The sequence below is a fragment of the Enterococcus pernyi genome (genome assembly GCF_045371165.1).
Lineage (GTDB): Bacteria > Bacillota > Bacilli > Lactobacillales > Enterococcaceae > Enterococcus_B > Enterococcus_B pernyi.
Map to the genome: position 1 here is coordinate 14,795 of NZ_JBIQDM010000006.1, position 26,778 is coordinate 41,572.

The 26,778-nt window shown below is 38.4% G+C and carries 25 protein-coding genes; 23 read left to right on the forward strand and 2 right to left on the reverse strand.

Features of this window, described 5'->3' with window-relative positions; all coding sequences use genetic code 11:
- Nucleotides 1-44: 44 nt before the first annotated feature.
- From ACH0AK_RS08550 to ACH0AK_RS08575, 6 genes are all read left to right on the forward strand, one after another.
- On the forward strand, nt 45-494 hold the full coding sequence (locus ACH0AK_RS08550; RefSeq protein WP_010735995.1) for an arginine repressor: 450 nt from the start codon (nt 45-47) through the stop codon (nt 492-494).
- Between the two features lie 17 nt (nt 495-511).
- Nucleotides 512-2,191, forward strand: a complete 1,680-nt coding sequence (recN, locus tag ACH0AK_RS08555) for a DNA repair protein RecN (protein ID WP_010735994.1) — start codon at nt 512-514, stop codon at nt 2,189-2,191.
- 854 nt (nt 2,192-3,045) lie between these two features.
- Entirely contained in the window at nt 3,046-4,503 is a 1,458-nt protein-coding gene (locus ACH0AK_RS08560; RefSeq protein ID WP_023519348.1) for a hypothetical protein, read from the forward strand.
- A gap of 54 nt (nt 4,504-4,557) precedes the next feature.
- On the forward strand, nt 4,558-5,172 hold the full coding sequence (locus tag ACH0AK_RS08565) for a hypothetical protein (RefSeq protein WP_010735992.1): 615 nt from the start codon (nt 4,558-4,560) through the stop codon (nt 5,170-5,172).
- A 187-nt stretch (nt 5,173-5,359) separates the two neighbouring features.
- Nucleotides 5,360-6,511, forward strand: coding sequence for a hypothetical protein (locus ACH0AK_RS08570; RefSeq protein WP_409173771.1), 1,152 nt, complete (start codon nt 5,360-5,362; stop codon nt 6,509-6,511).
- The gene (locus ACH0AK_RS08575) at nt 6,498-7,097 is read left to right on the forward strand and encodes a hypothetical protein (RefSeq protein ID WP_137072067.1); all 600 of its coding nucleotides are present in this window, start codon (nt 6,498-6,500) and stop codon (nt 7,095-7,097) included. The genes ACH0AK_RS08570 and ACH0AK_RS08575 overlap by 14 nt, the downstream gene beginning before the upstream one ends.
- 131 nt (nt 7,098-7,228) lie before the next feature.
- Here ACH0AK_RS08575 and ACH0AK_RS08580 read toward each other — a convergent pair whose 3' ends face one another.
- Together ACH0AK_RS08580 and ACH0AK_RS08585 are read right to left on the reverse strand one after the other, a co-directional pair.
- Nucleotides 7,229-7,345: a DUF4044 domain-containing protein gene (locus ACH0AK_RS08580; RefSeq protein WP_010735989.1), complete on the reverse strand. Its 117-nt coding sequence runs from the start codon at nt 7,343-7,345 to the stop codon at nt 7,229-7,231.
- Between the two features lie 71 nt (nt 7,346-7,416).
- The gene (locus ACH0AK_RS08585; protein WP_010735988.1) at nt 7,417-8,373 is read right to left on the reverse strand and encodes a magnesium transporter CorA family protein; all 957 of its coding nucleotides are present in this window, start codon (nt 8,371-8,373) and stop codon (nt 7,417-7,419) included.
- 209 nt (nt 8,374-8,582) lie between these two features.
- On the opposite strand from ACH0AK_RS08585, the gene ACH0AK_RS08590 reads away from it, so the two are divergent.
- The 17 genes from ACH0AK_RS08590 (at nt 8,583) to ileS (ending at nt 26,722) form a co-directional block, all read left to right on the forward strand.
- Nucleotides 8,583-8,951, forward strand: a complete 369-nt coding sequence (locus ACH0AK_RS08590; protein ID WP_010735987.1) for a DUF3397 domain-containing protein — start codon at nt 8,583-8,585, stop codon at nt 8,949-8,951.
- 170 nt (nt 8,952-9,121) lie between these two features.
- Nucleotides 9,122-9,553, forward strand: coding sequence for a division/cell wall cluster transcriptional repressor MraZ (gene mraZ, locus ACH0AK_RS08595; RefSeq protein WP_034691698.1), 432 nt, complete (start codon nt 9,122-9,124; stop codon nt 9,551-9,553).
- 21 nt (nt 9,554-9,574) lie between these two features.
- Nucleotides 9,575-10,534 (forward strand): 16S rRNA (cytosine(1402)-N(4))-methyltransferase RsmH, encoded by a 960-nt coding sequence (gene rsmH / locus ACH0AK_RS08600; protein ID WP_010735985.1) that lies wholly within the window; start codon nt 9,575-9,577, stop codon nt 10,532-10,534.
- Nucleotides 10,535-10,538: 4 nt separating this feature from the next.
- Nucleotides 10,539-10,937: a cell division protein FtsL gene (gene ftsL, locus ACH0AK_RS08605; RefSeq protein ID WP_010735984.1), complete on the forward strand. Its 399-nt coding sequence runs from the start codon at nt 10,539-10,541 to the stop codon at nt 10,935-10,937.
- Entirely contained in the window at nt 10,938-13,130 is a 2,193-nt protein-coding gene (locus ACH0AK_RS08610; protein ID WP_062805506.1) for a penicillin-binding transpeptidase domain-containing protein, read from the forward strand. It begins immediately after the preceding gene.
- 16 nt (nt 13,131-13,146) lie between these two features.
- A complete protein-coding gene (gene mraY, locus ACH0AK_RS08615) occupies nt 13,147-14,109 on the forward strand; it encodes a phospho-N-acetylmuramoyl-pentapeptide-transferase (RefSeq protein WP_499796852.1) in 963 nt (320 codons plus the stop codon).
- Between the two features lie 12 nt (nt 14,110-14,121).
- Nucleotides 14,122-15,492: a UDP-N-acetylmuramoyl-L-alanine--D-glutamate ligase gene (murD, locus tag ACH0AK_RS08620; RefSeq protein WP_023519352.1), complete on the forward strand. Its 1,371-nt coding sequence runs from the start codon at nt 14,122-14,124 to the stop codon at nt 15,490-15,492.
- Between the two features lie 18 nt (nt 15,493-15,510).
- Entirely contained in the window at nt 15,511-16,599 is a 1,089-nt protein-coding gene (gene murG, locus ACH0AK_RS08625) for an undecaprenyldiphospho-muramoylpentapeptide beta-N-acetylglucosaminyltransferase (RefSeq protein ID WP_062805503.1), read from the forward strand.
- Between the two features lie 14 nt (nt 16,600-16,613).
- Nucleotides 16,614-17,789, forward strand: a complete 1,176-nt coding sequence (locus ACH0AK_RS08630) for a cell division protein FtsQ/DivIB (protein WP_169058283.1) — start codon at nt 16,614-16,616, stop codon at nt 17,787-17,789.
- A 154-nt stretch (nt 17,790-17,943) separates the two neighbouring features.
- Nucleotides 17,944-19,272, forward strand: a complete 1,329-nt coding sequence (gene ftsA, locus ACH0AK_RS08635; protein WP_019723318.1) for a cell division protein FtsA — start codon at nt 17,944-17,946, stop codon at nt 19,270-19,272.
- A 20-nt stretch (nt 19,273-19,292) separates the two neighbouring features.
- The gene (ftsZ, locus tag ACH0AK_RS08640) at nt 19,293-20,540 is read left to right on the forward strand and encodes a cell division protein FtsZ (RefSeq protein ID WP_010735977.1); all 1,248 of its coding nucleotides are present in this window, start codon (nt 19,293-19,295) and stop codon (nt 20,538-20,540) included.
- A 15-nt stretch (nt 20,541-20,555) separates the two neighbouring features.
- On the forward strand, nt 20,556-21,242 hold the full coding sequence (locus tag ACH0AK_RS08645; protein ID WP_010735976.1) for a YggS family pyridoxal phosphate-dependent enzyme: 687 nt from the start codon (nt 20,556-20,558) through the stop codon (nt 21,240-21,242).
- Complete coding sequence (locus ACH0AK_RS08650) at nt 21,242-21,841, forward strand: cell division protein SepF (RefSeq protein WP_023519355.1); 600 nt, start codon at nt 21,242-21,244, stop codon at nt 21,839-21,841. Before ACH0AK_RS08645 ends, ACH0AK_RS08650 begins: the two co-directional genes overlap by 1 nt.
- A gap of 30 nt (nt 21,842-21,871) precedes the next feature.
- Nucleotides 21,872-22,141: a YggT family protein gene (locus ACH0AK_RS08655; protein ID WP_010735974.1), complete on the forward strand. Its 270-nt coding sequence runs from the start codon at nt 21,872-21,874 to the stop codon at nt 22,139-22,141.
- A gap of 33 nt (nt 22,142-22,174) precedes the next feature.
- Complete coding sequence (locus ACH0AK_RS08660; RefSeq protein WP_034689841.1) at nt 22,175-22,957, forward strand: YlmH family RNA-binding protein; 783 nt, start codon at nt 22,175-22,177, stop codon at nt 22,955-22,957.
- A 20-nt stretch (nt 22,958-22,977) separates the two neighbouring features.
- Nucleotides 22,978-23,685, forward strand: a complete 708-nt coding sequence (locus tag ACH0AK_RS08665; protein ID WP_010735972.1) for a DivIVA domain-containing protein — start codon at nt 22,978-22,980, stop codon at nt 23,683-23,685.
- A gap of 244 nt (nt 23,686-23,929) precedes the next feature.
- Nucleotides 23,930-26,722, forward strand: coding sequence for an isoleucine--tRNA ligase (gene ileS, locus ACH0AK_RS08670; RefSeq protein ID WP_096081432.1), 2,793 nt, complete (start codon nt 23,930-23,932; stop codon nt 26,720-26,722).
- Nucleotides 26,723-26,778: the final 56 nt, after the last annotated feature.

Genomic DNA, 26,778 nt, shown 5'->3' on the forward strand with positions numbered 1-26,778 from the left:
GCTATCATTGAAAGAAGAAGGATTGGTGAAGGAGCGGATTGAGCATGAGAAAAAAAGATCGACATCGTTTGATTACTCGATTACTAAATGAACAAGATATACGTAAACAAGAAGAATTTGTTGAAATATTAAAAAATAAAGGGATTTCTGTTACACAAGCAACGATCTCAAGAGATATCAAAGAGCTTAAATTGATCAAAGTTCCCGCAGTTGATGGTGGCTATCGCTATAGTCTGCCTGCTGAAACAAGTGAAGATGTGAGCACAAAGCTAGAAAAACTATTGAAGGACGCATTTGTAGCAGTTGACCAGATGGAAAAATTTGTTATTTTAAAGACTTTGCCGGGCAATGCTTCTGCAGCTGCAAATTTAATCGATAAACGTTACAAAAAAGAATTATTCTCGATTATCAACGATGATGACAATGTGTTGATGATCACACGATTGGAAGAAGATGCTGTTCAATTAAAGAAAGATTTTCTGCATTACCTTTAATCTAAGGAGTGATTGCAATGCTACAAGAAATCAGTATCACCAATTTTGCGATTATTCCTGAATTGCGTTTGTCGTTTCATGAAGGAATGACAGCATTAACAGGAGAAACCGGAGCCGGTAAGTCAATTATTATTGATGCTTTGGGCTTATTAGCAGGTGGTCGCGGATCAAGTGATTATATTCGTCAAGGTGCCGATAAATGTATTCTGGAAGGGTTGTTTGAATGGCCTAAACAAGAAGGTTTTGAAGCTTTGATGGAAGAGTTAGGGATTGAGTCCGATGGTTCAAATCTGATCGTCCGTCGAGATATGTCTTTAGCAGGTAAGAATGTTTGTCGAGTGAATGGACATATCGTGACATTAGCGAATTTGCGACGCGTAGGTAGTTATTTAGTGGATATCCAAGGTCAAAATGAACATCAGGAACTATTACAACCTGAATCACATCTTGTGTTACTTGATCGTTTTGGAGACTCGACATTCCAACAGAAAAAAAGAGCGTACCAAGAAGCCTATCAAGCGTATCGTGAACTTGAAAGAAAAGTACGTAAGATCCAACAAAACGAAAAAAACTATGTCCAACGTATCGATATGTTGAATTTCCAACAAGAAGAAATCGCAGCCGCCCAATTAGAAGTTGGTGAAGAAGAAAAACTTCGAGAAGAGCGCGATAAATTAAGTAATTATCAAAAAATCGTCGATGGTTTAGCTACTGCTTATGGGGCGCTCAGTGAAGGTGAACAAAGTAGTCTTGATGGGGTGGGAATGGCTGTTTCCGAGATCCAAAGTATTGCCCACCTTGATTCAGAGTATGAAGCAATTTTTGATAATATCCAGAGTGCCTATTATTTATTGCAAGATGCAGTAGGGGACATGAGCAGGCAAATCGATCTGCTTGAACTGGATGAGAATCGTTTGGAAGAAGTGACGCAACGCATGGAAACGATTCGCCAATTGAAGCGTAAATATGGCGATTCAGTTGAAGCTATCTTAGCCTACTATGAAGAAATCACAGAAGAATTGGATTCATCTGATTTTACAGAAGGTCAACTTGATAAAATGAAGAATGAACTGACTCAAAAAGAAGAGTGGGCGTTTCAATGTGCAGAAGAACTCCATCAAGCAAGAAAAGCGATCGCCAGTGACTTAGAACAGTCGATTCTGCGTGAATTAAAGAGTCTTTATATGGAAAACACCGAATTTGAAGTTCGTTTTTCAACGCAAGCAAATGGACGCTTAGATGAGCAAGGTTTTGATATTGTCGAATTTTATATCACGACAAATCCTGGAGAACCATTGAAGCCACTAGTCAAGGTAGCATCAGGTGGGGAATTGTCACGAGTATTACTTGCTCTGAAAACCATTTTTTCTTCGGAACAAGGTGTGACTAGTATCATTTTTGACGAAGTTGATACTGGTGTTAGTGGCAGAGTGGCACAAGCCATTGCGGATAAAATATTGAAAATATCCAAATATTCCCAAGTACTTTGTATCACGCATCTTCCTCAAGTGGCGGCGGTAGCGGATTATCAATATTACATTGTAAAAGAAGTCGTCGGCGGAAGAACACAAACATCCGTCGCCGAATTAGCTGCAGCTGAAAGAGAAAATGAAATCGCACGAATGTTAGCGGGAAGTGAAATCACGCCTTTAACGATCGAACACGCCAAAGAGTTGTTACGTTTGGCGAAAAAATAAATAAAAAATAAAAATCACCCTTTGCCTACATTGGCTAGGGTGATTTTATTTTGCTTTTTAGGGAATAGAGGTAAAAAAACAGTTGAAATCTTTCCCGACAGAAAAAGTAATTAGTTATTTTTATATTGTATTTTATTATATTTTTTTTTTGATTTTGAGAATGAAATTTGTAAATCCAAAAGCTGTCGATAGTCAATCAATAGTTAATTCGCTTACAAAGTCCTATCATTTTTTAATCATAAAAATTTTTTTTAATGACAAAAAGATAAAATCAGTAGTAATGTTTTCCCAGATTTTGATTATGTTTGAAAAAAAGCACTACACATAAATTAGTTTAAACGTATGATTATTGAAAATAATTCTTTTTTGAACGCTAAGAACAGATACTTGAGGTTAGTAGGAAAAGGATGTCATAAATAGTCTAAAGTATTTCTGTAAATAAACAAGAAATATTATCTCTGTAACTACTACGGATAAAAGATAGGTTTGTAAGAATGTAATAGATTAGTAAATGAATAACACGAATATTCTTAGATCAATAAAAGCTATCATTGATTCGCTTAAAGTATTGTATTAAAAGTATCGTCATATCGTCTATGTAAATGATTCGTTTCCGCTGGTGATTTATTTGTTATAGAAATAGCAAACTCAATGATTATTGTTCGTTGTTTTTGTCCAAATGGTGGTTACGTCGTATTTTTACTCATAGAGAATACCTACAAGAAAGGGAGGAAGGGACAATTCATCTAAAATTTTTTTGTAAATGGGTGATTTAGGAACATCCACTTTTAGAAGTTTCCTAAGAAAAAGGATTGGAACAAAACAAATACATAAAAATGCGAGGAGTGTAAGATATGCCAATAATTGATTTCAGAGAAACAGGTGGAAAGTTCATTAATCGAATGCATGACGCTAATAAGACAAATACTCAAGAAGATTTGAGTAGATTAGCTGTTCGGACAGGAAATGAATCCCTAAATGTGAGAGCAAACCCAATTATTTCTTATCTTTATTATTCGACAGGTATTCTTCAAAATATAACACTACAGCCGATAAATCAAAGGAATGATCGAATTGTAGGAAATGCAAGCACCTCATTTGGAGAAAGAAATCAAGAAAATCCTTCGTTTGATTTAAATACTAGAGCAAATGCAACTCAAAGCTATCGTAATGTATTACAGATCATTCCCCAAGTCAGTATAGATCAAAGAGTTACAGCGCCAAATGAGCTAGCTAATATGACAGGTACGCTTCCTAAACAATTTAATAGTGAGTATGTTTCTAAAAAGAAATTGAAATTTAAACGTAAAGAATCTAGTGAACATAAGGGCAATACATCTCGCAATACAAGTGATGTAATGCAACAATCCCTAAATGAAAGTAGACAGATCAATCCAAGACATCACCGAGCGCTCTCCAAAAAATCCTCCTATTTAATTAAGAAAGTCACAAGTGAGTTACATGATCAGAGAGTAAAAATTCTGAATAGTATTCAAAATGATGAAATGTTTAAGTCTGAAGTAAGATCATCCAACCAAGAGCAAACATCCCAAACAAAAGACAATGAGCTAACGAATAATGGGAATACTTCCTGGCAAGAAGAAAAGTTTCACTTGTCACAGGAAGGTGTAGATTCAATTAAGAAAGATACAAGTGAACTACATGATCAGGAAGTAAAAAGTCCGAATACTATTCAAAAAGATGAGACTTCTTTTGTTTATAAAATCCCTAAGTTTGAAGCAAGAACATCCAAGCGAAATCAGGAAACAGACTCTCGTAATCGAACAACCAATATGGAAAATCAGGGAATGACAAAGAAATTTGTACAAGGTTCTCAGCAAGCCTCTTCATCCCAAACAAAAGATAGTCCAAATTCAGATTTTAGATTGCGAGAAGAAAATGAGTCAACAAGCACTGGAATAGCGTCATGGCAAAAAGGAAAGTATCACTTGTCACAGGAAGGTGTAGATACAACTCAGAAATCGACGATTGAACTACAGGATAAGGTAATACAAAGTTTGAAGAGTATTCAAAATGATGACATATCTAAGTTTGAAGCAAGACCATCCAAGCGAAATCAGGGAACAGACTCACGTAATCGGACAATCTATATGGAAAAACAGAGAATGACAAAGGAATTTGTAGAAGGTTTACAGCAAGCCACTTCATCCCAAACAAAAGATAATCCTGTATTTGAAGCAAGAAATGTAAGAGGTGAAAACGAAGAAAGCTTAACACACGGTATAGGAGAAAGTCTAATCAAGTTCGGAGAGCAAGCATATCCTTATCGTTCTAAGGCTGAAATATATTAACAGGCGATTCCTACGCAACTGTCTCAAAATAAATCACAGGATCTGTATAACAGCTTGGCGAATCAAAAAACTATTGATTTAAAAGATACACGGACAGGTGAATATATTTTAAAAATGATAGAATCATCGGATGGACAGAATTTCCCCGCAGAATTGAAGGATTTTTTGAAAGATTTACAGCAAGCTCCTTCATCCCAGACAAAAGACATTCCAATTCCAGAGTTTAGATTGAGAGAAGAACATCATATAGCAAGCAATGGGATCGATTCCTGGCAAAAAGAAAAGTCTCATTTGTCACAGGAAAGTTTAGAACCAAATAAGAAAGAGTCAAGGGAACTATATGATCAGTTGGTACACGGCACGAGCAGCATAAAAAAAGATGAGACTTCTTTTGTTTATGGAATGCCTAAATTTGAAGCCAGATCATCCAAGGGGGATCAGAGAGCAGAATCACTCGATCGGCTAACGAATATAGAGAATCTAGGAATCTTTAAGAAGTTTTCAGATGGGCTAAGCATCGATAAATTTTCGTCAGCCAAAGCAAAAAACGACATTGATAAAAACCTACAAACGTTTATTGAAAAACAAAACGGAAATAAGCCAAGGTTATCTGTGCTTGTAGGGAATGCTAAAGTAAAAAGTCAAAATATAATTAATCAAGAAAAATAGCGTTCAAGAGCAAATCGAAAAGAACCAAGTTTGAGCATATAGTTAATTGAAGACAATAAAAAGATGACTAAAAAATTAGGATAGTAGTACTTTTCTACCACAAACGTTATCAAGGCTAATGGGAAAACAGAATGTTGACTACGGTAAATAATGAATGCCAATTAAATAAATAGAAGGAGTGAAAGGAATGCCAGGAGAAAATCATAACGAGAGAATAGGACGATTCGACAACAGTGTTATAGACAAGCAAGATCCGCATGGGTTAGAGCGTGAGTTAAGGGCTCTGAGTAATCAAAGAAGATTTCATCTGAATAGAGGGAAATTTTCTGCTTTCACGGGAGCGGTATACGCAACCAGTGTGTTAAATATGTTAACACCAGTGGTTGCGCATGGCCCTAATCGATTGAATGTACCAAAAGAAAAAAACAACGAAATGAAAAGAACTTCCGAACAATCAATGGATTATCTACGTACCTCCAACATCACAGCTAGTCATACACAGAGCAATAACGTTTCCCCTCACAACATGACAATTGATTTAAAAAATACACTTAATCACTGGGACGTTGAACTTAACAATTTAATGGTTTCAAATAAAAAGGATATTAATAAAAATGTTCATCAGAGACCACGAAGAACACTAAATCAGCGAAGCCAATTTAGAAATCTTACAGCAGAAAATGTTGCAGAACAAATTAAAAATACTTTGAAAGGTTTTGTTGAGGAAATCCAGAAGCCCCCGACAGCGGTTGGACAAGTAAATCTACCATTTGGGGAAGCCCAGAAGCCTCAAACAGCGATTGAACCAGTTAAAAAAACGTTTGAGGAAATGTACACGCCTAGCACAGCACTTGAACGATTGGATCACCCTCCCAAGATAAACGAGGCATTTTGGGATAAAGTAACTAAAGTCTTTACTGATTTTTTCAGGCAATATGAAATACCTACTGATAGAGGTGGTGGGCAAGGAGCAAAGGATCAATCCATGTTGTCCTATGTTTCAAATTTGATGTCTTTTGCATTGCCTGATCTCCAATTATTTACTATTAACCTAGGGAAAGCAAATAAAGACAATATATCACCCCAATCGTTTGATCAACCTACTTCCTCTGACCATAGTTTGGGACAAGAAAATTTTGCAACTCAAATTTTGGATGCAACGAAAATACTAATCAATGAGTTTACGAATCATGATTTATCCAAAAGCTTATCGAAGGATATAGCAAGTTACAAAAACCTCAGGGATGAGCAAAATTCAGGGCTTACGCAAGAAGCGAAGATTTCAAGCCAATCCAATCAACGCCAATTTGATTTCTCAGCCTGGAATGAGCAATTTTAAAAATACTGAGGTAATTCTTCATCCTCAGGCTACTGATACCCCGGTTCCAAGTAAGAAAGAATTGGAACAGGAGTACTTAAAAAGAAGAAGACGGATGATAAAGGAATGGGATGAGCCAGATAGAGTGAAGAATCAAAGAGAAATGTCCGCAGATCGCGAAAATTCACATCTGGCAAACAGTGTGGAAAGAATGACGACTAATAAAGAAGTGGGGATCGATCCGAATAATTTCGATCCGAGATTAGAAAAAAACTTTAATAAATTTAAAGAAGCTATGAAAGGAACACAGAAAAATTCTCGGCAGAATTTGGCTTTAAATAATCGACATTCGAATCCATTGCCCAATACTTTGATGAACCAACAATCTACTCAAACAGCAACAGGTAAAAAAGTGTCAACCTTAGAGAATAGTGGGGCTCAATATCAGAAAAAGCAAAAAGAAGGAAGTAATCAAGTAAGATTCGAACAAGTGGGTCATTCAACACGGTCGGGGGCTGGAGTTCGAATTGAAAACAAGAAAAGTTTTTCGATGCTAACAAGTGATGCGAGAGTAAAAGCCAACATAAAAATATATCGAATCAAGTAAGACAGCAACCAAGAACAAACAAAAAAGAGGTTAGTTTAAGTATGTAGTAACCAATGTGACAGGCTCTTGATGATAATAATTAATAACAGGAAATGGAGGTTACGCCAAATTTGGCGCAACCTCCATTATTTTTACATGACACTGATTACAGCAGTTAGAACGACTGAACCGATTGTCAAAATCAACATTGTCCAAATCACTAATTTTGTGACTTTCGCAAAAGTGCTTGTTTGTTTTTTTTCTCGCATCGTGATTACCTCGATTTATTATTGTTAAGTTGATTTTACATGCTTTTCATTGATTCTACAAGAGGGCATCTCTATAAAAACTTACCTTTTTTCAAATAATAAGTGGTCAGAAGTGAAATGATCACGGTCAATAGTATCAACCAAAGAAAAGCATCATCCCTTTCGGCAATTGGTAGTTTAATATTCATACCGTAAATACTTCCAATGATTGTTGGAATCGTTAAGATAATCGTTAAAGAAGTTAAAATTTTCATAATATTATTTAAGTTGTTTGAAATGATGGCAGAGAATGTTTGGTTCATCTGTTCGACAAGCTTTAAGCGGATACGAGCGGTGGTCTTTGCTTGTTCTGTTTCGATAATCACGTCTCTGAGGTGATTCATCATCGCGTGATTATTTTTTACCGATTGGTTCTCGGCTAGTTGTTGTAACGCTTCAAGATTCGAGGCAGTCGCTTCTTTGAAATAAACCAAGCTTTTTTGGATATCCATGATTTGATACAATTGCTTATTTTCAGTTGAGACTTTTAGTTGTGTCTCCAACAGATCACATTGGGCAAGTAAGGTAGAAAGATAAGTGTTATAGGACTGAGTGATCTGCCAAAGTAACTGCATAAAAATATTTAGAGTGGTCGAAAGATCGTTTCTTTGAAACGTTTGATGAAAGACTTTTTTCAAAAAAAGTGGTTCGTGATTCGTAATTGTGATAAGCTTCTTTTTGGGCGTGAGAATAATCGAAAACGGATAAGTATCTACTTGGAAATATCCGCTAGGACTTGTTTTTGGAAAAGGGTATTGTAATAATACCAATGCTGGTTTTGTCAGCTTTTCTTGATTAAATTCTTCTACCCTGGAGTTTTCTGCATCGTCTAAGACAGACGTGAGGTAATCTTTAGGTATTTGGAACTGTTTGATCAATTGATTGATTTCTTCTTCTGTGGGTCGCTCGACACAATACCAAATGGTTTCAGCCGTTTCTTCCATTGAATCAACCAATTTCTGGTCTTCAAGTGTAAAATACTTTATCATTGGGAACCTCCTCAATACTTCTTTCTTCTATTATAACCAATTCTTGAAAAGAACACATTGAAAGAGACTACCCACTGATCATCAATCTTGATTTGTCAAACAACGGCTGCAACAACATAATAAAACAGTATAAATTTAAACTAAATGAAATCGTTGTGTAAACTAAATTACGTATACTGAACGCAACGATAAAAAAGGAGATTTGTCGAATGGGTAGTTTTTCACCACTTGTATTGTTTTGGTACATCTTTCCGGCAATCGTGATTTTTGGTTGTCAATTTCTAGTAAAAATATTTGCATTGACTCGGCGTTTCAAAGTCAAAGCACCTGATTTAGCCGTTCCTTTTTTGTGGGGAGGCATCCATGCATTGTCTCGTAATACCGATACGTCTTCATTTTTGCCCTTTTTATTGATCACTATCCTTTTAATGGCAATCTGTATCGCGTTATTCCAAGCTTATTATTATGACGAACTTGTGTATTCACGTTATTTCAAAATGACTTGGCGTCTTACTTTTTTGGTAACCTTAGTCATGTATATCGTTTTGATCGTCCTAAACATTCTTTCGTTTCTCTAGTATGGCGCAATCAGGCTGTTAAAAGACTTTAAAAAATCTTTTATCAGCTTGATTGTTAAAATTTTTTTTACTAATCAAAAAGTTATTCTCAGATTTCCCATAAAAGGTGGTAGAAAGTGGGGGATTGTGGTAGACTGATTTTAGTTAGTGGAGGATTGGGGGTAGTTTCGATGTTAATGGGCGAATTTCGGCATAATATTGATGCAAAAGGTCGCTTGATCGTGCCTTCAAAACTGCGTGAAGAATTAGGCGAACAATTCGTGTTGACTCGTGGATTAGATGGTTGTCTTTTTGGCTATCCGATGAGCGAATGGAACGAATTAGAGTCGAAACTCAATGATATGCCTCTAGCAAAGAAAGACGCTAGAACCTTTGTCCGTTTTTTCTACTCAGCAGCTACAGAATGTGAGTTGGACAAGCAAGGACGTATCAATATCCCTAATACATTAAGAAACTACGCAACTATAACGAAAGAGTGTGTCATTGTTGGAGTGTCAAACCGGATCGAAATTTGGGATGAAGCCAAATGGCAAGAATTTTCAGAAGCTGCGGAAGAAAACTTTAATGAAATCGCTGAAAATATGATTGATTTCGGATTATAAGAAATAGGAAGAGGCTGACCAATGACTGAAACATTTCAACACTATACAGTCATGTTAAAAGAAACGGTAGATGGACTTGCAATCAAACCGAACGGAATTTATGTGGACTGTACACTCGGCGGGGCCGGACATAGCGAATACTTATTAAGCCAATTGAATACAGAGGGTCATCTTTATGCATTTGATCAAGATCAGATCGCAATCGATCACGCAAAAATCCGTTTGGCTGAGTATGTCGAAAAAGGTATGGTCACTTTTATCAAAGCAAATTTCCGTGAGCTTGAAGAGCGCTTGACTGAATACGTACCTAAGGTCGATGGGATACTTTACGACTTAGGCGTATCTTCGCCACAGTTAGATGAAGCAGAACGTGGATTCAGTTATCATCAAGATGCGCCTTTGGATATGCGAATGGATCAATCGGCACCTTTGTCAGCATATCATGTGATCAACGAATATCCTTATAACGAATTAGTAAAGATCTTCTTTCGTTATGGAGAAGAAAAATTTTCAAAACAAATTGCCAGAGAAATTGAACGGGTGAGAAAAGATCATCCGATTGAAACAACCGGGGAATTAGTAGAAATCATCAAACAGGTGATTCCTGCCCCAGCAAGACGAAAAGGCGGTCATCCTGCAAAACGCATTTTTCAAGCTGTGCGAATTGCAGTCAATGATGAGCTAGGTGCGGAGCAAGCCTCCTTAGAGCAAGCAATCCGCTTATTGAAGGTCGGTGGCCGGCTCAGTGTGATCACTTTCCACTCATTAGAAGATCGGATCGTCAAAAACATGTTCAAAGAATATAGTACGATCAAAGATTTACCACCAGGGTTGCCGGTCGTGCCTGATGAGTTCCAACCTGAATTAAAAGTGATAACGAGAAAACCGATGTTACCATCTGAAGAAGAAGTGGCAGAAAACAATCGTTCTCGTAGTGCAAAATTGCGTATCGCTGAAAAAATACGAGAGAAAGAGGAGTAGAAGAATGGCAGAACTAAAGAAAGTCCAACAATATCCATATGATTTACAAGAAATTGAACTACCAGAGCAACCTCTGCCAGATTCACCCTCAGAGAAAGAAATCGTTCTTCCTCAATCTCCAGCAAAACGTTTGAAGCAAATCTCTATTTTCGAAAAGCTTGCCGTAGTGTGTATTGCTTTTTCTGTCATCGCACTTTGCGTATTAACAGTGATGTTACGAACTAATATTAGTGGTATGGAAAAGCAAATCGGGGCGCTACAGGTTGAATATAATGAAAAAAATCAAGAAAAAATCAGTTTGGAGCAAGAGAAAAGTGAACTTTCTCGTACCGAGCGTGTTAAAAAAATCGCAGAAGAAAAAGGGTTGTCAATCAATGACGACAATTTAAGGAAAGTGAAGTAAATGAGTCTTAAAAATAAATTCCGGCGGTTTATGGAAAAGAAAAATCTAAATCCGATGAACAATCGCAAAAAAGTAGGTATCATTTTATTTGCTACGAGTATTGGATTGTTCTTTTTATTTGCCGTTCGTTTTGCATACATCGTGATCGGTGGACATGTGGCTGGTACATCATTAGAAGAAAAAACGAACCAGCTTTATCAAGGTAGTGAAGAGGTCAAGGCAAAACGAGGCACGATCTTTGACCGTAATGGGGTGGCACTAGCAGAAGATGCCACGTCTTACTCGATCAAAGCAATTCTTTCCGAAACATACACGACTGGAAACAAAAAATTATATGCACAAGAAAAAGATTTCGATACACTTGCGGATATTATCAGCAAAAACCTTTCAATGGAAAAAAGTAAAGCCTTGAAGGTGCTACGCGATGGAGCCGAGCAAAATCTCTACCAAGTAGAATTTGGGAATTATGGACGTAATATCACCCAAGAGACGAAACAAAACATCGAAGCAGAGATGAAAGCGGCTGATGTTAATGGGCTTTATTTCGATAATCATCCTGCACGTATGTATCCTAGTGGGATATTTTCTTCCCATTTTATTGGCTATGCGGTACCGGATGAAGAAGAAAATGGTCTGGTTGGCCGACTTGGGATCGAATCTGCTTATAATGATATTTTGAGTGGACAAAACGGAAAGATCTATTATCAAAAGGATAATTTCCAAAATCCATTACCAGGTACTGTAGCAGAAGAAGAAAAGGCAACAGACGGTAAAGATGTGTATACGACTCTTGATAGTCGTCTGCAGAGTTACTTAGAAACATTGATGGATCAAGTCAATGAAGAATATCAACCTGAAGAATTGACTGCGATATTGATGGAAGCTAAAACTGGCGAGATCACTGCGATGAGCCAACGCCCGACGTTCAATCCTGAGACGATGGAAGGGTTGACTGGTGAAGATGCTGTGTGGCGTAACATCCTTGTACAAGATTCTTATGAACCAGGTTCAACAATGAAAATCTTCACGACAGCAGCAGCAATCGAAGAAGGTAAATTCGATGAAAATGAGTCTTTCCTATCTGGACAGATCAAAGTAGCTGATGCCACGATCAATGACCATGACTTTGGTAAAAAAGGAATGCTGACCATGCGTCAAGCTCTTTCATGGTCTAGTAACGTGGGTATGGTAATGCTGGAACAGCGTTTAGGTGGCAAGTGGTTTAACTATTTGCAAAAACTAGGATTTGGGCAAAGTACTCACTCTGGTTTAGATGATGAAGTTGCGGGTGCTTTACCAACTGCTAATATCGTTGACCAAGCGATGAGTGCGTATGGTCAAGCGATTGGTGTCACGAATTTCCAAATGATGAAAGCTTTCAGTGCGATCGCCAACAACGGCACTATGATCCAACCACGTTACATTAGTAAGATCGTTGATCCAAATACTGGAGAAGAAGTCTCTACTGAAACGGAAGTGTTAGGACAGCCATTTTCGAAAGAAACGACAGAAAAAGTTCGTGAGTATATGCGAGATGTCATAGAAGATGAAAATTACGGTAGTGCTTACGGAGTATATAATGTTCCGGGATACAATATTGCAGCTAAAACAGGAACAGCCCAGATTGCTTCTGATACAGGAGGATATCTAACAGGTGATACCGCGTATCTGTATTCGATCGTCGAAATGGTACCAGCTGAGGATCCCGAATATGTCCTTTATCTGACAATGAAACATCCTAAGACATATGACCGCACGGCTTTAGCAAAAATTGCGAACCCCTTACTGAAACGAGCAATGGATTTCAAAGAAGCTGAAACAGCTACGCCAGAAGAGAAAAAGACGGAAAATATCACTGTTTCTGACTATCGTAATTTAAATCCTGATATTGCCGCTGCTGATGCACAAAAGAGCGGTTTGCAACCAGTAGTCATTGGCGATGGAAATAAGGTAGAAGCGCAATCCACAGCAAATGGGGATGAGCTGATATCGGGAGAAAAATTGATTCTATATAGTGGTGGTACTGCATTGATGCCTGATGTGACAGGTTGGTCAAAGGCGGATATCATGAAATTAGGAAAAATACTTGGTGTCGAAGTGACATTCCACGGTGATGGTTACTGTACAGAACAAAGCCTCGCACCTTATGAAAAAATATCTGACGAAACATTAAGTTTCCATCTAAAAGAATAATAGGAGAGAAGAGAGCATGGATTTGACACAAACATTAATTCCCATTGCGAGTAGTTGTGCAATGACGATTGCAACAATGCCGTTATTTATTGGTTATTTTCAAATGAAAAAACAAGGCCAAGCCATTCGTGAGGAAGGACCTAAATGGCATAATGTAAAAGCCGGAACTCCAACGATGGGGGGATTGGTGTTTTTAGTCAGTGCGCTCTTGACTGGTATCTGGGTAGGCGCTTGGCAACAACAGTTAACGCCTACTCTTTTCATCCTACTTTTTGTACTTGCCCTATATGGAGCAATTGGTTTTTTGGATGATTTCATCAAAATCTTCAAGAAAAGAAATATGGGATTGAACTCAAAGCAAAAATTGATTGGCCAAATTGTTGGGGGAATCATCTTTTATCTCGTTTATCGTGGTGAAGGATACCCTGGAACACTGAATTTTTTTGGAATTGCTCTTCCATTAAGTTGGTTGTACGGATTATTCGCGATTTTCTGGTTAGTTGGCTTTTCCAATGCTGTTAACTTAACAGATGGTATTGATGGCTTAGTAGCTGGATTAGGAAGTATTTCTTTTCTGACCTACGCAGTTATCGCTTGGCACCAACAGCAGTATGATGTCTTAATTATCTGCTTGAGTGTTTTAGGTGGTTTACTAGGATTTTTCGTCTATAATCGCAAGCCTGCCAAAATATTCATGGGGGATGTCGGTTCCTTAGCATTAGGAGGATTGTTAGCAGCAATCTCGATCATGCTCAATCAGGAATGGACATTACTATTGATCGGTCTGATGTATGTCATCGAAACAGCTAGCGTGATGTTACAAGTATCTTCTTTCAAGTTGACTGGTAAAAGAATCTTTAAAATGTCACCGATCCATCATCATTTCGAGATGAGTGGTTGGTCTGAATGGAAGATAGATTCTGTCTTTTGGATAACAAGTGTAATTACTTCATTGATCACATTGTGGATCGTATGGTAGGAGATGACGAGAATGAAAAAAATAACAACTTATGAAAATAAAAAAGTCCTTGTATTAGGATTAGCAAAAAGTGGATTTAGTGCGGCCAAGTTATTACATGAACTGGGCGCACTTGTCACCGTTAATGACGGAAAACCGTTTGATGAAAATCCTGAAGCCCAAGAATTGCTTTCTTTAGGGATCAAAGTAGTGACTGGTAGTCACCCAATTGAATTATTAGATGAAAAATTTTTAATGCTGGTCAAAAATCCAGGTATTCCTTATACACATCCATTAGTTGCAAAAGCTCAAGAAATGGGTATTCCGGTAATTACGGAAGTTGAACTGGCTTACGAAGTAGCGGAATGCCCAATTATCGGCATAACAGGCACCAACGGAAAAACGACGACAACAACAATGACTGGGTTATTGTTGAATGCGGGGAAATCAGCAGGTATCACTCGTTTAGCTGGTAACATTGGCTTTCCTGCAAGTAGTGTGGCACAAGAAGCTAATCCGGAAGACAAGATTGTTATGGAACTTTCAAGTTTTCAATTGATGGGAATTACTGATCTTCGTCCCCATATTGCAGTGATCACGAATATCTATGAAGCACACATCGACTATCATGGCTCTCGTCCAGCCTATGTCAAAGCTAAATGGCATTTGCAAAAAAACATGACGTCAGAGGATTATCTTGTACTGAATTGGAATCAGAAAGAATTACAGGAACTAAGTAAAAAAACAAAAGCGAAAGTGTTACCTTTTGCGACAGATCAAGTCTTAGCGACAGGTGCTTATTCTTTTGAGGGAGTTATTTATTACGACAAAGAAAAAGTCATGGAGATCTCAGAAATAGGTGTTCCAGGGGCGCACAATGTTGAAAATGCGTTAGCAGCTATTACTGTTGCAAAACAATATAATGTCTCAAATGAAGAAATAAAAGAAACATTGAGTCATTTTCATGGCGTACCACATCGTACACAATATGTTGGTGAGGTGCAAGGACGTAAATTTTACAATGATTCGAAAGCCACAAATATCTTAGCAACCAAGATGGCATTAAGCGGATTTCAACCAGAAAAATTAATTTTAATCGCCGGTGGACTTGATCGGGGCAATAGCTTTGATGAACTCATTCCATCACTTGAAGGAGTGAAGGGATTGATCACTTTTGGTGAAACTAAAGAGAAATTGAAGGATGCTGGTGAAAAAGCGGGCATACCAACGGTCTGCACAGCAGAGTCTGTGGAAGCTGCGGTTCCTGTAGCTTTAGAAAATAGCGAACCAGGAGATGTGGTTTTATTATCACCAGCCAATGCAAGTTGGGATCAATATCCTAATTTTGAGATCCGTGGTGATCGCTTTATGGAAGCCGTTAGAAAATTAAAAATAGAAAAGTAGAAACGAGCGATAAAAACTATGAAAATTTTGGTAACAGGTGGAGGAACCGGTGGACATATCTATCCCGCGCTAGCCTTCGTCAATTATGTGAAAACACAAGAGCCGAACGCCGAGTTTATGTATGTAGGTGCAAAACGTGGTTTGGAAAACAAAATCGTTCCAACCACCGGGATTCCTTTTCATACCTTAGAGATCCAAGGATTTCAGCGAAAGTTTTCACTAGCTAATGTCAAAACGATCCAATTATTCTTAAAAAGTATCCATCAAGCGAAAAAAATACTAAAAGAATTTCAACCAGATATCGTGATCGGAACCGGTGGTTATGTTTCTGGGGCAGTTGTGTATGCTTCTGCTAAGTTAGGGATTCCGACAATCATCCATGAACAAAATAGTGTACCGGGGATGACAAATAAATTTTTGAGTCGTTATGTGGATCGAATCGCGCTTTCTTTTAAAGATGCAGCAACCTTTTTCCCAGAGGACAAATCAGTTTTGATCGGTAACCCGCGAGCACAAGAAGTTGCAGATACGATGAAAACAGATATTCTAAAAAAATTTGATCTCGATCCTAAGAAGAAAACAGTCTTGATTTTTGGAGGAAGCCAAGGGGCATTAAAAATCAATCAAGCTGTTACTTCTTATTTGGATACATTTGAAGCGACGGATTATCAGATCCTTTATGCATCAGGAGAACGTTATTATCAAAGTATTAAGGAAAAGTTAGGAGAAACAAAAGCAAATATCAGTATTCAACCTTACATCAATGAAATGGCAGCGGTGATGGCGGCAAGTGATCTATTGGTCGGACGAGCAGGGGCGACCTCCATTGCTGAGTTGACCGCACTCGGGTTACCTGCGATCCTTATCCCAAGTCCTTATGTGACAAACGATCATCAGACAAAAAACGCGATGAGTCTCGTTCGAGTTGGGGCGGCTAAGATGATTGCGGATGGAGAGTTGGATGGTGATTCATTGGGTGCCACGATAAATGAGATCATGACAGATGAAACACTACAACAAAATATGTCAACTGCCTCTAAAACATTAGGTATCCCGGATGCGTCTGAGCGTTTGTATCAACTAGCAAAATCGTTAATCATAGAATAAGGTGGTGGTCATAGATGAGTAAGAAAAAAGAAACAAAAAAAACGCCTGAGAAGTCAAACGATGAAAACTCGCTGACGCCTTGGCAAATGGCCAACCGAAAATACTTAGAAGAACATAAAGAACACACAGATCATCAGACAGGAACAAGTGAAAAAAGCGAGCATAAAGAAGAACAAAAAGAACCTACACCTCCTAAAAAAGAAGAACTACTTGTTGAAGAAGATGATTTATTAGACTATGAAGAAATCGAACATAAGAAAGACGGGGGACCGTATAATGGTTCGTTTATTGATCGCTTGCCTAATTTAAAAAATTATCGAAACAAAGTTTTATACAAAAGGCTGAGTTTAATCATTTCCATTCTTTTGATTCCTTTGTTATTTTTGATTTATTATGTTTCCCCGTTGAGCAAATTAGAGGGCGTTTCTGTTTCCGGAAATGAAGTTGTTTCGAAAGAAGAAATATTGAAGGATACGCAATTAGCATTGAATCAGCATATTTGGGGACAGTATTGGCAGCGCCAAAGTTACATCGATCATTTGAAAAAAGAGCAGCCTCGAATAAAATCTGCTACGATCGGTTTTAGTAGTGTCAATACATTTGATCTGTCTGTCACTGAATATAAAGAGATTGCTTTGATTTTAACGGACGGAAAATATAGCCCTGTGATCGAAGATGGAACAGTGTTGGATGAAATAGTTGAAAGTCCAACAAAAAATCTGCCGATCCTAGAAGGATTTACTGACTCAACAAAAATCAAAGATTTAGCAAAAGAATATAATAAATTATCTCCAGAGTTACAAAAAGCCATTTCGGAAATCAAATATACGCCTCGTAATACGAATCAAAATTTGATCCAGCTGAATATGAACGATGGGAACCAAGTGATCGTCAATATTACTAACTTAGCAACGCAAATGAATTTTTATGCGCAAGTAGCTAGCGAAATGGAAGAAAATGGTGTGATCGACATGGAAGTAGGGATTTTTTCTTACCCTTACTCAAATAATAGCGAAGAAGCGCAAGAAGATGGATCAGAAGAAAGTACAGAGGCAAGTGCGCAAAGTGCGGATCAAACTTCTACTTCAGAAACGGGCGTTGATGAGCCTCAAATAAGTGAGAATCAAGGCGAAATGAATCCAACAAATGAAAATACGACCCCATCTTCGTCAAGTTTAGATGAAAATTAAGAAAACCACTGTAAAATGTGATAATCTACTTTCTAAAAACTGGTAATTTATGGTAAAATTGGAAACAGTGAATATATCTATTAAGTATATTTTTAAAACGGACGTTATTGGTTCGCATGTATATGGAATAGTTAAGTAGGAGGGAATCCCATTCATGGCAAAAACAGGAATGTACGTAGGCCTTGATATTGGAACGACATCTGTCAAAGTTGTCGTGGCTGAATATATCGACAGCCAAATGAATATTATTGGAGTAGGGAACGCAAAATCAGAAGGGATTAACCGAGGCATCATCGTTGATATCGATAAAACAGTACAAGCGATACAGCGAGCAGTGCGTCAGGCAGAAGAAAAAGCCGGCATTCAAATCAAAAGTGTAAGCGTGGGTCTACCAGCAAACATGCTTGAAGTAGAAAACTGCCAAGGGATGATTGCAGTAAACGGAGATTCAAAAGAAATCACCGATGAAGATGTCCGCAATGTGGCTTCAGCTGCACTGGTTCGTTCAATACCTCCTGAACGTCAAATCGTGTCAATTTTACCACAGGACTTTACGGTAGATGGATTCGAAGGCATCAAAGATCCTCGTGGGATGATCGGTGTCAGATTAGAAATGTATGGTCTATTATTTACTGGACCAAAAACAATCATTCATAACATTCGTAAATGTGTTGAAAATGCGGGATTGATCGTCAATGAATTAGTGATCACACCTTTAGCGTTGACTGAATCAATTCTTTCGGATGGAGAAAAAGATTTTGGTACAATCGTTATCGATATGGGTGGCGGACAAACAACAACAGCTGTCATGCATGACAAACAGTTGAAATTCACGAGCCTAGATCAAGAAGGTGGCGAATTTGTCACAAAAGATATCTCCATTGTTTTAAATACTTCCTTCAACAATGCAGAAGCATTAAAAATAAATTACGGGGATGCATATCCAGAACGTACCTCAGAGCAAGAAGAATTTCCGGTAGATGTGATCGGCCAAACAGAACCTGTTCGAGTCGATGAACATTACCTATCAGAAGTAATCTCTGCTCGAATGGAACAAATCTTCAATAAAGCAAAAGAAGCGTTAGATCAAATCGAAGCGTTAGAGCTGCCTGGCGGTATCGTCTTAACTGGTGGGGCAGCAAGCCTTCCAGGTGTCGTTGATTTGGCACAGGAAATATTTGGCGTTAATGTGAAGCTTTATGTACCAAATCAAATGGGTCTAAGAAATCCAGTATTTACAAACGTGATCAGTATCGTTGATTACTCTGCGAATTTAAGTGAAGTATACCAATTAGCTAAAATCGCTGTTATGGGGGAATCAGCACCTGTTCATTATACAACCAATGAGCCGGAAGCTCACACATCTTATGAACAATACGATGTGGCAGAAGAAACAACGTATAACGAAGAACCAGAAGAAAAAAATTCTGGCGAAAACGTAACAAGTAAAATCAAAGGATTTTTTACCAATATATTTGATTAATCATCGTGGGAGGAAAAAACATGGAATTCTCAATTGATAATAACATCAATGACGGCGCAGTCATCAAAGTAATCGGCGTCGGTGGCGGAGGCGGAAACGCTGTAAACCGTATGATTGAAGAAAACGTTAAAGGTGTTGAATTTATCACTGCCAACACAGACGTCCAAGCATTAAAAAATTCAAAAGCTGAAACAGTGATCCAATTAGGACCTAAATACACACGTGGTTTAGGTGCAGGTTCACAACCAGAAGTTGGCCAAAAAGCAGCTGAAGAGAGTGAACAATCTCTACGTGAAGCATTAGAAGGCGCAGACATGATCTTCATCACTGCTGGTATGGGTGGTGGAACTGGTACTGGTGCTGCACCGATCGTTGCTGGAATTGCTAGAGAATTGGGTGCATTGACAGTAGGTGTTGTCACTCGTCCATTTACATTTGAAGGACCAAAACGTGGCCGTTTTGCTGCGGAAGGTATCGCACGTTTGAAAGAAAACGTAGATACATTATTGATCATCTCAAACAACCGACTTCTTGAAGTCGTTGATAAAAAGACACCAATGCTTGAAGCATTCCGCGAGGCAGATAATGTCTTACGCCAAGGTGTGCAAGGTATCTCTGATCTAATCACTGCACCAGGTTACGTAAACTTGGATTTTGCTGATGTGAAAACAGTGATGGCAAACCAAGGTACTGCTTTGATGGGTATCGGAGTAGCAAGCGGTGAAGAACGCGTGATCGAAGCAACGAAAAAAGCAATCTCTTCTCCATTATTAGAAACATCGATCGATGGGGCAGAACAAGTCCTATTGAACATCACTGGTGGCTTGGATATGACGTTATTCGAAGCACAAGATGCTTCAGATATCGTAGCAAATGCAGCAACTGGCGATGTAAATATCATCTTAGGGACATCGATCAATGAAGAAATGGGCGATGAAATCCGTGTAACGGTCATTGCTACAGGTATTGATGAAACAAAAAAGGAACGGAAGTCTAGTCGTCCAGCTAGACAAACGTCAACTCAAACGCAATCTTCTGCTCAAAGCAATCGATTAGACATGGACCAAGCAAAACCAATTACTGCTGAGGATGAAAGCAGTTTTGGTGATTGGGACATCCGCCGCGAACAAAATGTTCGTCCAAAAGTGGATGAGTCTAATTACGAAACTATTGAGAAAAAAGAATTTGATACATTCAATCGTGAAGAAACAAAAACAAAAGGTGACGACGAATTGAATACACCGCCGTTTTTCCGTCGTAAAAAATAAAAGGAGGAAGAGCACATGATTGCTGACAACTTGCAGAATATCAAGCAAGACATTCAGGATTCGTGTGCTCTTGTTCATCGTGACCCGAAAGAAGTGACATTAGTAGCTGTTACAAAATCTGTAGAGTCACTCCAAGCTGAAGAATTAATCAATGCTGGAGTCACACATTGTGCAGAAAATCGTGTCGATAAATTGTTGCAAAAAAAACAAGATTTGCTTAAATATTCTGAAGTGAAGTGGCATTTAATTGGTAATTTACAACGCAGAAAGGTAAAATTGATTGTAAATGAAATTGATTACTTTCATGCGTTAGACAGTTTGAAATTAGCAGAAGAAATCCAAAAAAGATTAGAAAAACAGCTAGCTTGTTTTGTGGAAGTCAATGTGTCTGGTGAAGTATCGAAACACGGTATCTCACCAGCGGAGCTTCTACCTTTCTTAGAATCTTTAGCAGCCTATCCAAATATACAGGTAGTGGGACTTATGACTATGGCACCGAAGGACGCTTCTGCTGAACAAATTCATAAAGTATTTGAAACGCTGAGAGAATTGCGTGATCTTGCCCAATCAAAACAATACACACATGCACCATGTACCGAACTGAGCATGGGGATGAGCCAAGATTTTCAACTTGCAATTGAAGAAGGAGCTACATTTATCCGTGTAGGAACAGCGCTATTCAAAGACGAGGAGGAAGAATAATGTCACTTTTAAACAGGGGAGCAATTGCTAATTTTTTCGGATTAGCGGATGAAGAAGAGTACGAATACGAAGATTATCCTGAACAACAACAGGTTGCCAAGCAACCAACTAAATCAAACACACAGTATCAACAACATTCTCCAGCTGTTTCACAGCCGATTGAAAAAAAACAACGTCCAGCGACGACATCTCGTCCGGTTGGTCTTGAGAATGCGCCGATGAACGAAACAAAAAAAGTCATTGAATTACATCAAACTTCTACAAAAAATACGCAAAAAGACCAACGACAAACGAGACCATCTGTTCAACCTAACACACAGGTAGCAGGAAAAATCACAGTGATGGAACCTCGTGCCTACTCTGAAGCGATGACGATTGCTAAAAGGATCATTGCGGGAGAAGCAACATTAGTCAATTTTCGATTAGTAGAAGAAAAGCAGGCTCGACGTATCGTGGATTTCCTAACAGGGACAGTCTATGCGTTAGACGGCGATATCAAACGAGTAGGTGATGAGATTTTCCTTTGCACACCTGCTGGTCTGGAAATCGATAGTTCAACGGCTCAATCTTTCGCAGATGGCAGTATGTTTGATCTGTAAAGAGGAGGAGTAAACATTTATATTCTTTTTATGTTACTTAATTTAATTTCACGTGCTGCATACTTTTACAGCATGATTCTAGTAGTTTATGCGTTACTATCTTGGTTTCCTGGAGGGTACCAATCTAGTCTTGGACGTATATTAGCAAAGATTTGTGAACCATATATCAGCCTATTTGATCGTTTGCCGTTAAGATTTGGACCAATTGATTTTACGATCTTAGCATCGATTTTGATTTTGAATCTTGCCGTACAAGGATTGCAGCATATCGTTTTATGGATGATTACGTTCGCTATTTAGCGTAGAATAAACAGGGAGATAGGAGGGGATCAAGTGGATGCGAATGTATATCAACATTTCCGAGTAGATGAACGTTCTTTTATCGACTCTGTCGGAGATTGGATTGAACAGGTCCAGAGTCAGTATGCACCATATCTGACAGAATTTCTTGATCCGAGACAGTGCTACATCTTAGAGACCCTGATACGTCAAAATAGTGACTTGCGTTTTCAGTTATATGGTGGGTATGAGCAAGCGGAACGGAAAAGATGCTTGATTTTCCCAGACTATTATGAGCCTGTTGATGAAGATTTTGAAATGTCATTATATGAAGTCCATTATCCCAGTAAATTTGCCAGTTTAAGCCATGGGAAGATCCTAGGTACATTAGTTGGTACAGGGATAAAACGTTCATATTTTGGTGATATTATTTCAGATGATGAACGATGGCAAGTTTTCATTGCAAATGAAGTCGACCACTTTGTCGTTAATCAAGTGACTAAGATCGGAAAAGTAGCTGTACGCTTAGAGGAAATCAAGTATACAGATATGGTCTTGCCAAAAGATAGCTGGATGCAAGAAAGAGGAACGGTCACTTCACTTAGACTGGACACTGTGATATCGGAAATCTATAATATATCCAGACAACGTTCGAAGCAACTGATCGAAGCAGGTAAAGTAAAAGTCAATTGGACAGAAAATACAAAACCAGACTTTCTACTTGAGTTATTGGACATTGTTTCGATCAGAGGGTATGGTAGAATACAGATCCAAGACCTTGAGGGGAAAACGAAAAAAGACAAGTGCAGGGTGTTGTTTGGTGTATTACGTAAATAAAACAAGAAGGTGGTTTACTCATGGCTTTAACTCCATTAGATATTCAAAATAAAACATTCCCAACAAAAATGCGGGGATACAATCAAGACGAAGTAGATGATTTCTTAGATTTAGTCGTTCGTGATTACGAAGAAGTAACACAAAGAAATCGTGAATTAGAAAAAGCAGTAAAGCATTCGGAAGAAAAACTTGAGTACTTCAATGAATTGAAAGATGCGTTGAATCAATCGATCATTGTGGCACAAGATACAGCTGACAAAGTAAAAACAAGTGCAAGCAAAGAATCAGAAGTGATTGTTACTTCTGCACAAAACAAAGCGGACGAAATGGTCGCAAATGCTGAAAAACGTGCGCACCAATTAACTACAGATGCTGAAGAAAAAGCACGTCGTATCTTGACAGATGCGACTGAAAAAGCAAGACAATTAGCGACAGAAACAGAGGACTTGAAGAAGAAAACTCGTGTATTCCATCAACGAATCAGCTTGATGTTGGAATCTCAACTTGAACAAGTAAAAAGTCCAGAATGGGATGAGATCCTACAACCATTTTCTAGTTATGTAACAGATAGCCATGAAGTAATCAAAGAAGTTTTGGCAAAACAGCTTGACAATGAAAATGAAAGTGATGTACACTCTGAAACAGGAGTATACGAGTCTCCAGTGACTGCTTTTGATACGCAAGCAATCGATCTTTCGATCATTCCTGGAGAATACGAAGAAGAGTAGAACAGAAAAGCATTTTGACATTCTTAAAGCGAGCCAATGACAGTGTAAGATTGGTAAGACCCTGCAAAGTGAAAGATCCTCTACTTGATTTATTTCTGAACACTAGTAAGAAATAGCGGTTGACCTCGTTATCGGTCTTTGAGAGTTACGATCGTAACTAAATTTGGGTGGTACCACGGCATGTTCGTCCCTAGGATGAGCATGCTTTTTTGCGTTCTGTAAACTATAGTTAAGGAGTGTTTGTATGAAAATGAAAGAAACCTTACAACTAGGAAAAACAAGTTTTCCTATGCGTGGGAATTTGCCAAACCGTGAAGGTGAATGGCAAAAAGAATGGGAAGAAAATCAAATCTATCAACAAAGACAAGCGTTGAATGAAGGCAAACCAAGCTTCATACTTCATGATGGGCCTCCGTATGCAAACGGAAATATCCATTTAGGGCATTCTTTAAATAAAATTAGTAAAGATATCATCATCCGTTCAAAATCAATGTCTGGTTTTCGTGCGCCGTACGTTCCCGGTTGGGATACGCATGGCTTGCCGATTGAGCAAGTGTTGACGAACAAAGGGATCAAAAGAAAAGAAATGACGATGGCTGAATATTTGGAAAAGTGTCGTGAATACGCCCTTTCACAAGTAGACAAACAGCGAGAAGACTTTAAACGTCTAGGTGTTGCTGGTGATTGGGAAAATCCTTATGTCACTTTAGATCCTTCCTATGAAGCTGCACAGATCCGTGTGTTTGGTAAAATGGCTGAAAAAGGATATATCTATAAAGGATTAAAACCAATTTACTGGTCACCATCTAGTGAATCCTCATTAGCTGAAGCTGAAATTGAATATAAAGATGTCAAATCTCCTTCAATCTACGTCGCCTTCACTGTGAAAGATGGCAAAGGTCTTTTGGAAGAAGATACTGCTTTCGTTATTTGGACAACTACACCATGGACATTGCCAGCTAACCAAGGGATTGCTGTAAATCCAACATTTACGTATGTCTTAGTAGAAGCTGATGGTCGCAAATTTGTCGTTGCCAAAGATTTGATGGAAACGGTACAACAAGCAATTGGCTGGGAAGCAGTCCAAGTCTTAAAAGAATTTGCAGGACAAGAGATGGAATACATGACAGCGACACATCCATTCTATGATCGTGAATCTTTAGTGATATTAGGAGATCATGTGACGCTGGATGCCGGTACTGGATTAGTTCACACTGCACCTGGACACGGGGAAGATGACTATATTGCAGGAAATCGTTACAAATTACCTGTTGTTTCTCCCGTTGATTCTAAAGGTGTATTTACTGATGAAGCTCCTGGATTCGAAGGAATCTTTTATGACAAAGCAAATCCAATGATCACGGATCTATTAAAAGAAAAAGGTGCCTTGTTGAAATTGGATTTCTTCACCCATAGTTACCCACATGACTGGCGTACTAAAAAACCTGTCATTTATCGTGCAACACCACAATGGTTTGCTTCAATCAATGATTTCCGCCAAAACATTCTTGATGAAGTGGAAAAAGTTGATTGGATCATTCCATGGGGAAAAACACGTCTTTACAATATGGTACGTGATCGCGGCGATTGGGTCATCTCACGCCAACGTGCTTGGGGCGTCCCACTACCAATCTTTTATGCTGAAAATGGTGAAGCAATCATTACACCTGAGACGATTGAACATGTCGCTGAATTATTTGCGGCCCATGGCTCAATCATTTGGTTTGAAAAAGAAGCGAAGGACTTACTACCTGAAGGCTTTACGCATCCAGGATCACCAAATGGCGAATTTACTAAAGAAACAGATATCATGGACGTATGGTTTGATTCAGGTTCTTCTCATGAAGCAGTTTTACGTCAACGCCCTGAGTTATCTTTCCCAGCAGATATGTACCTTGAAGGCTCCGATCAATACCGTGGTTGGTTCAACTCAAGTATCACAACAAGTGTCGCGATCAATGGTGTTGCGCCATACAAAGCAGTTCTATCACAAGGGTTCACGTTAGATGGAGAAGGTCGAAAAATGAGTAAATCATTAGGCAATACGATCGTTCCAGATAAAGTGATCAAACAATTTGGTGCGGATATTCTACGTCTATGGGTATCTAGTGTGGACTACGAAGCAGATGTTCGTGTGTCTATGGATATTTTAGGTCAAGTTGCTGAAGTTTATCGAAAAATCCGAAATACGATGCGTTTCCTATTAGCAAATACGGATGATTTTGACCCTAAGAAAGATGCAGTAGCGTATGAAGATCGTCGTTCAGTTGATAAATATATGACAGTTCGTTTAAATCAAGTCATCAAAGAAATCCGTGAAGAAGGATATGATAAGTATAACTTTATGCAAATCTATCGCACAGTGATGAATTTCTTAACAGTTGATCTTTCTTCTTTCTATCTTGATTTTGCAAAAGATGTTGTTTATATTGAAGCAGAAAATGATCATCAACGTCGTTGTATGCAAACTGTTTTTTATGAAACAGCTGTTTCATTAACAAAATTACTGACACCGATCATTCCTCACACAACAGAGGAAATCTGGTCCTTCTTAAAAGAAGAGGAAGCTTATGTTCAATTAAGTGAGTTACCAGGATATGTTGAATATCCTAACCAAGATGAGTTATTAGATACATGGGCGGCCTTCATGGATTTCCGTGATAAAGTCTTAAAAGCACTAGAAGAAGCAAGAAATAGTAAATTGATCGGAAAATCATTAGAAGCAAAATTAACGATCTATCCAAATCAACAGGTGAATCAATTATTGACAGCAGTTGCTGCTGACATTCCTCAATTATTGATCGTCTCACCAGACTACTTTACGGTTATGCCAGAAAACATTGAAGCGCCTGAAAATGCTTTAGTCTTTGATGATGTAGCGATTTTAGTCGAAAAAGCAGAAGGTGAAACATGTGATCGTTGCCGTCAAATCCGTAAAGATGTTGGAACTGATGAAAAATTACCACACTTATGCGGACGTTGCGCACAGCTTGTTGAAGAATTCTATCCAGAAGCAGTCGCAGAAGGTTTTGAATAGAAGTTAGTAAAAAACAACCAAACACATCTTGTGTTTGGTTGTTTTTATTACATCAA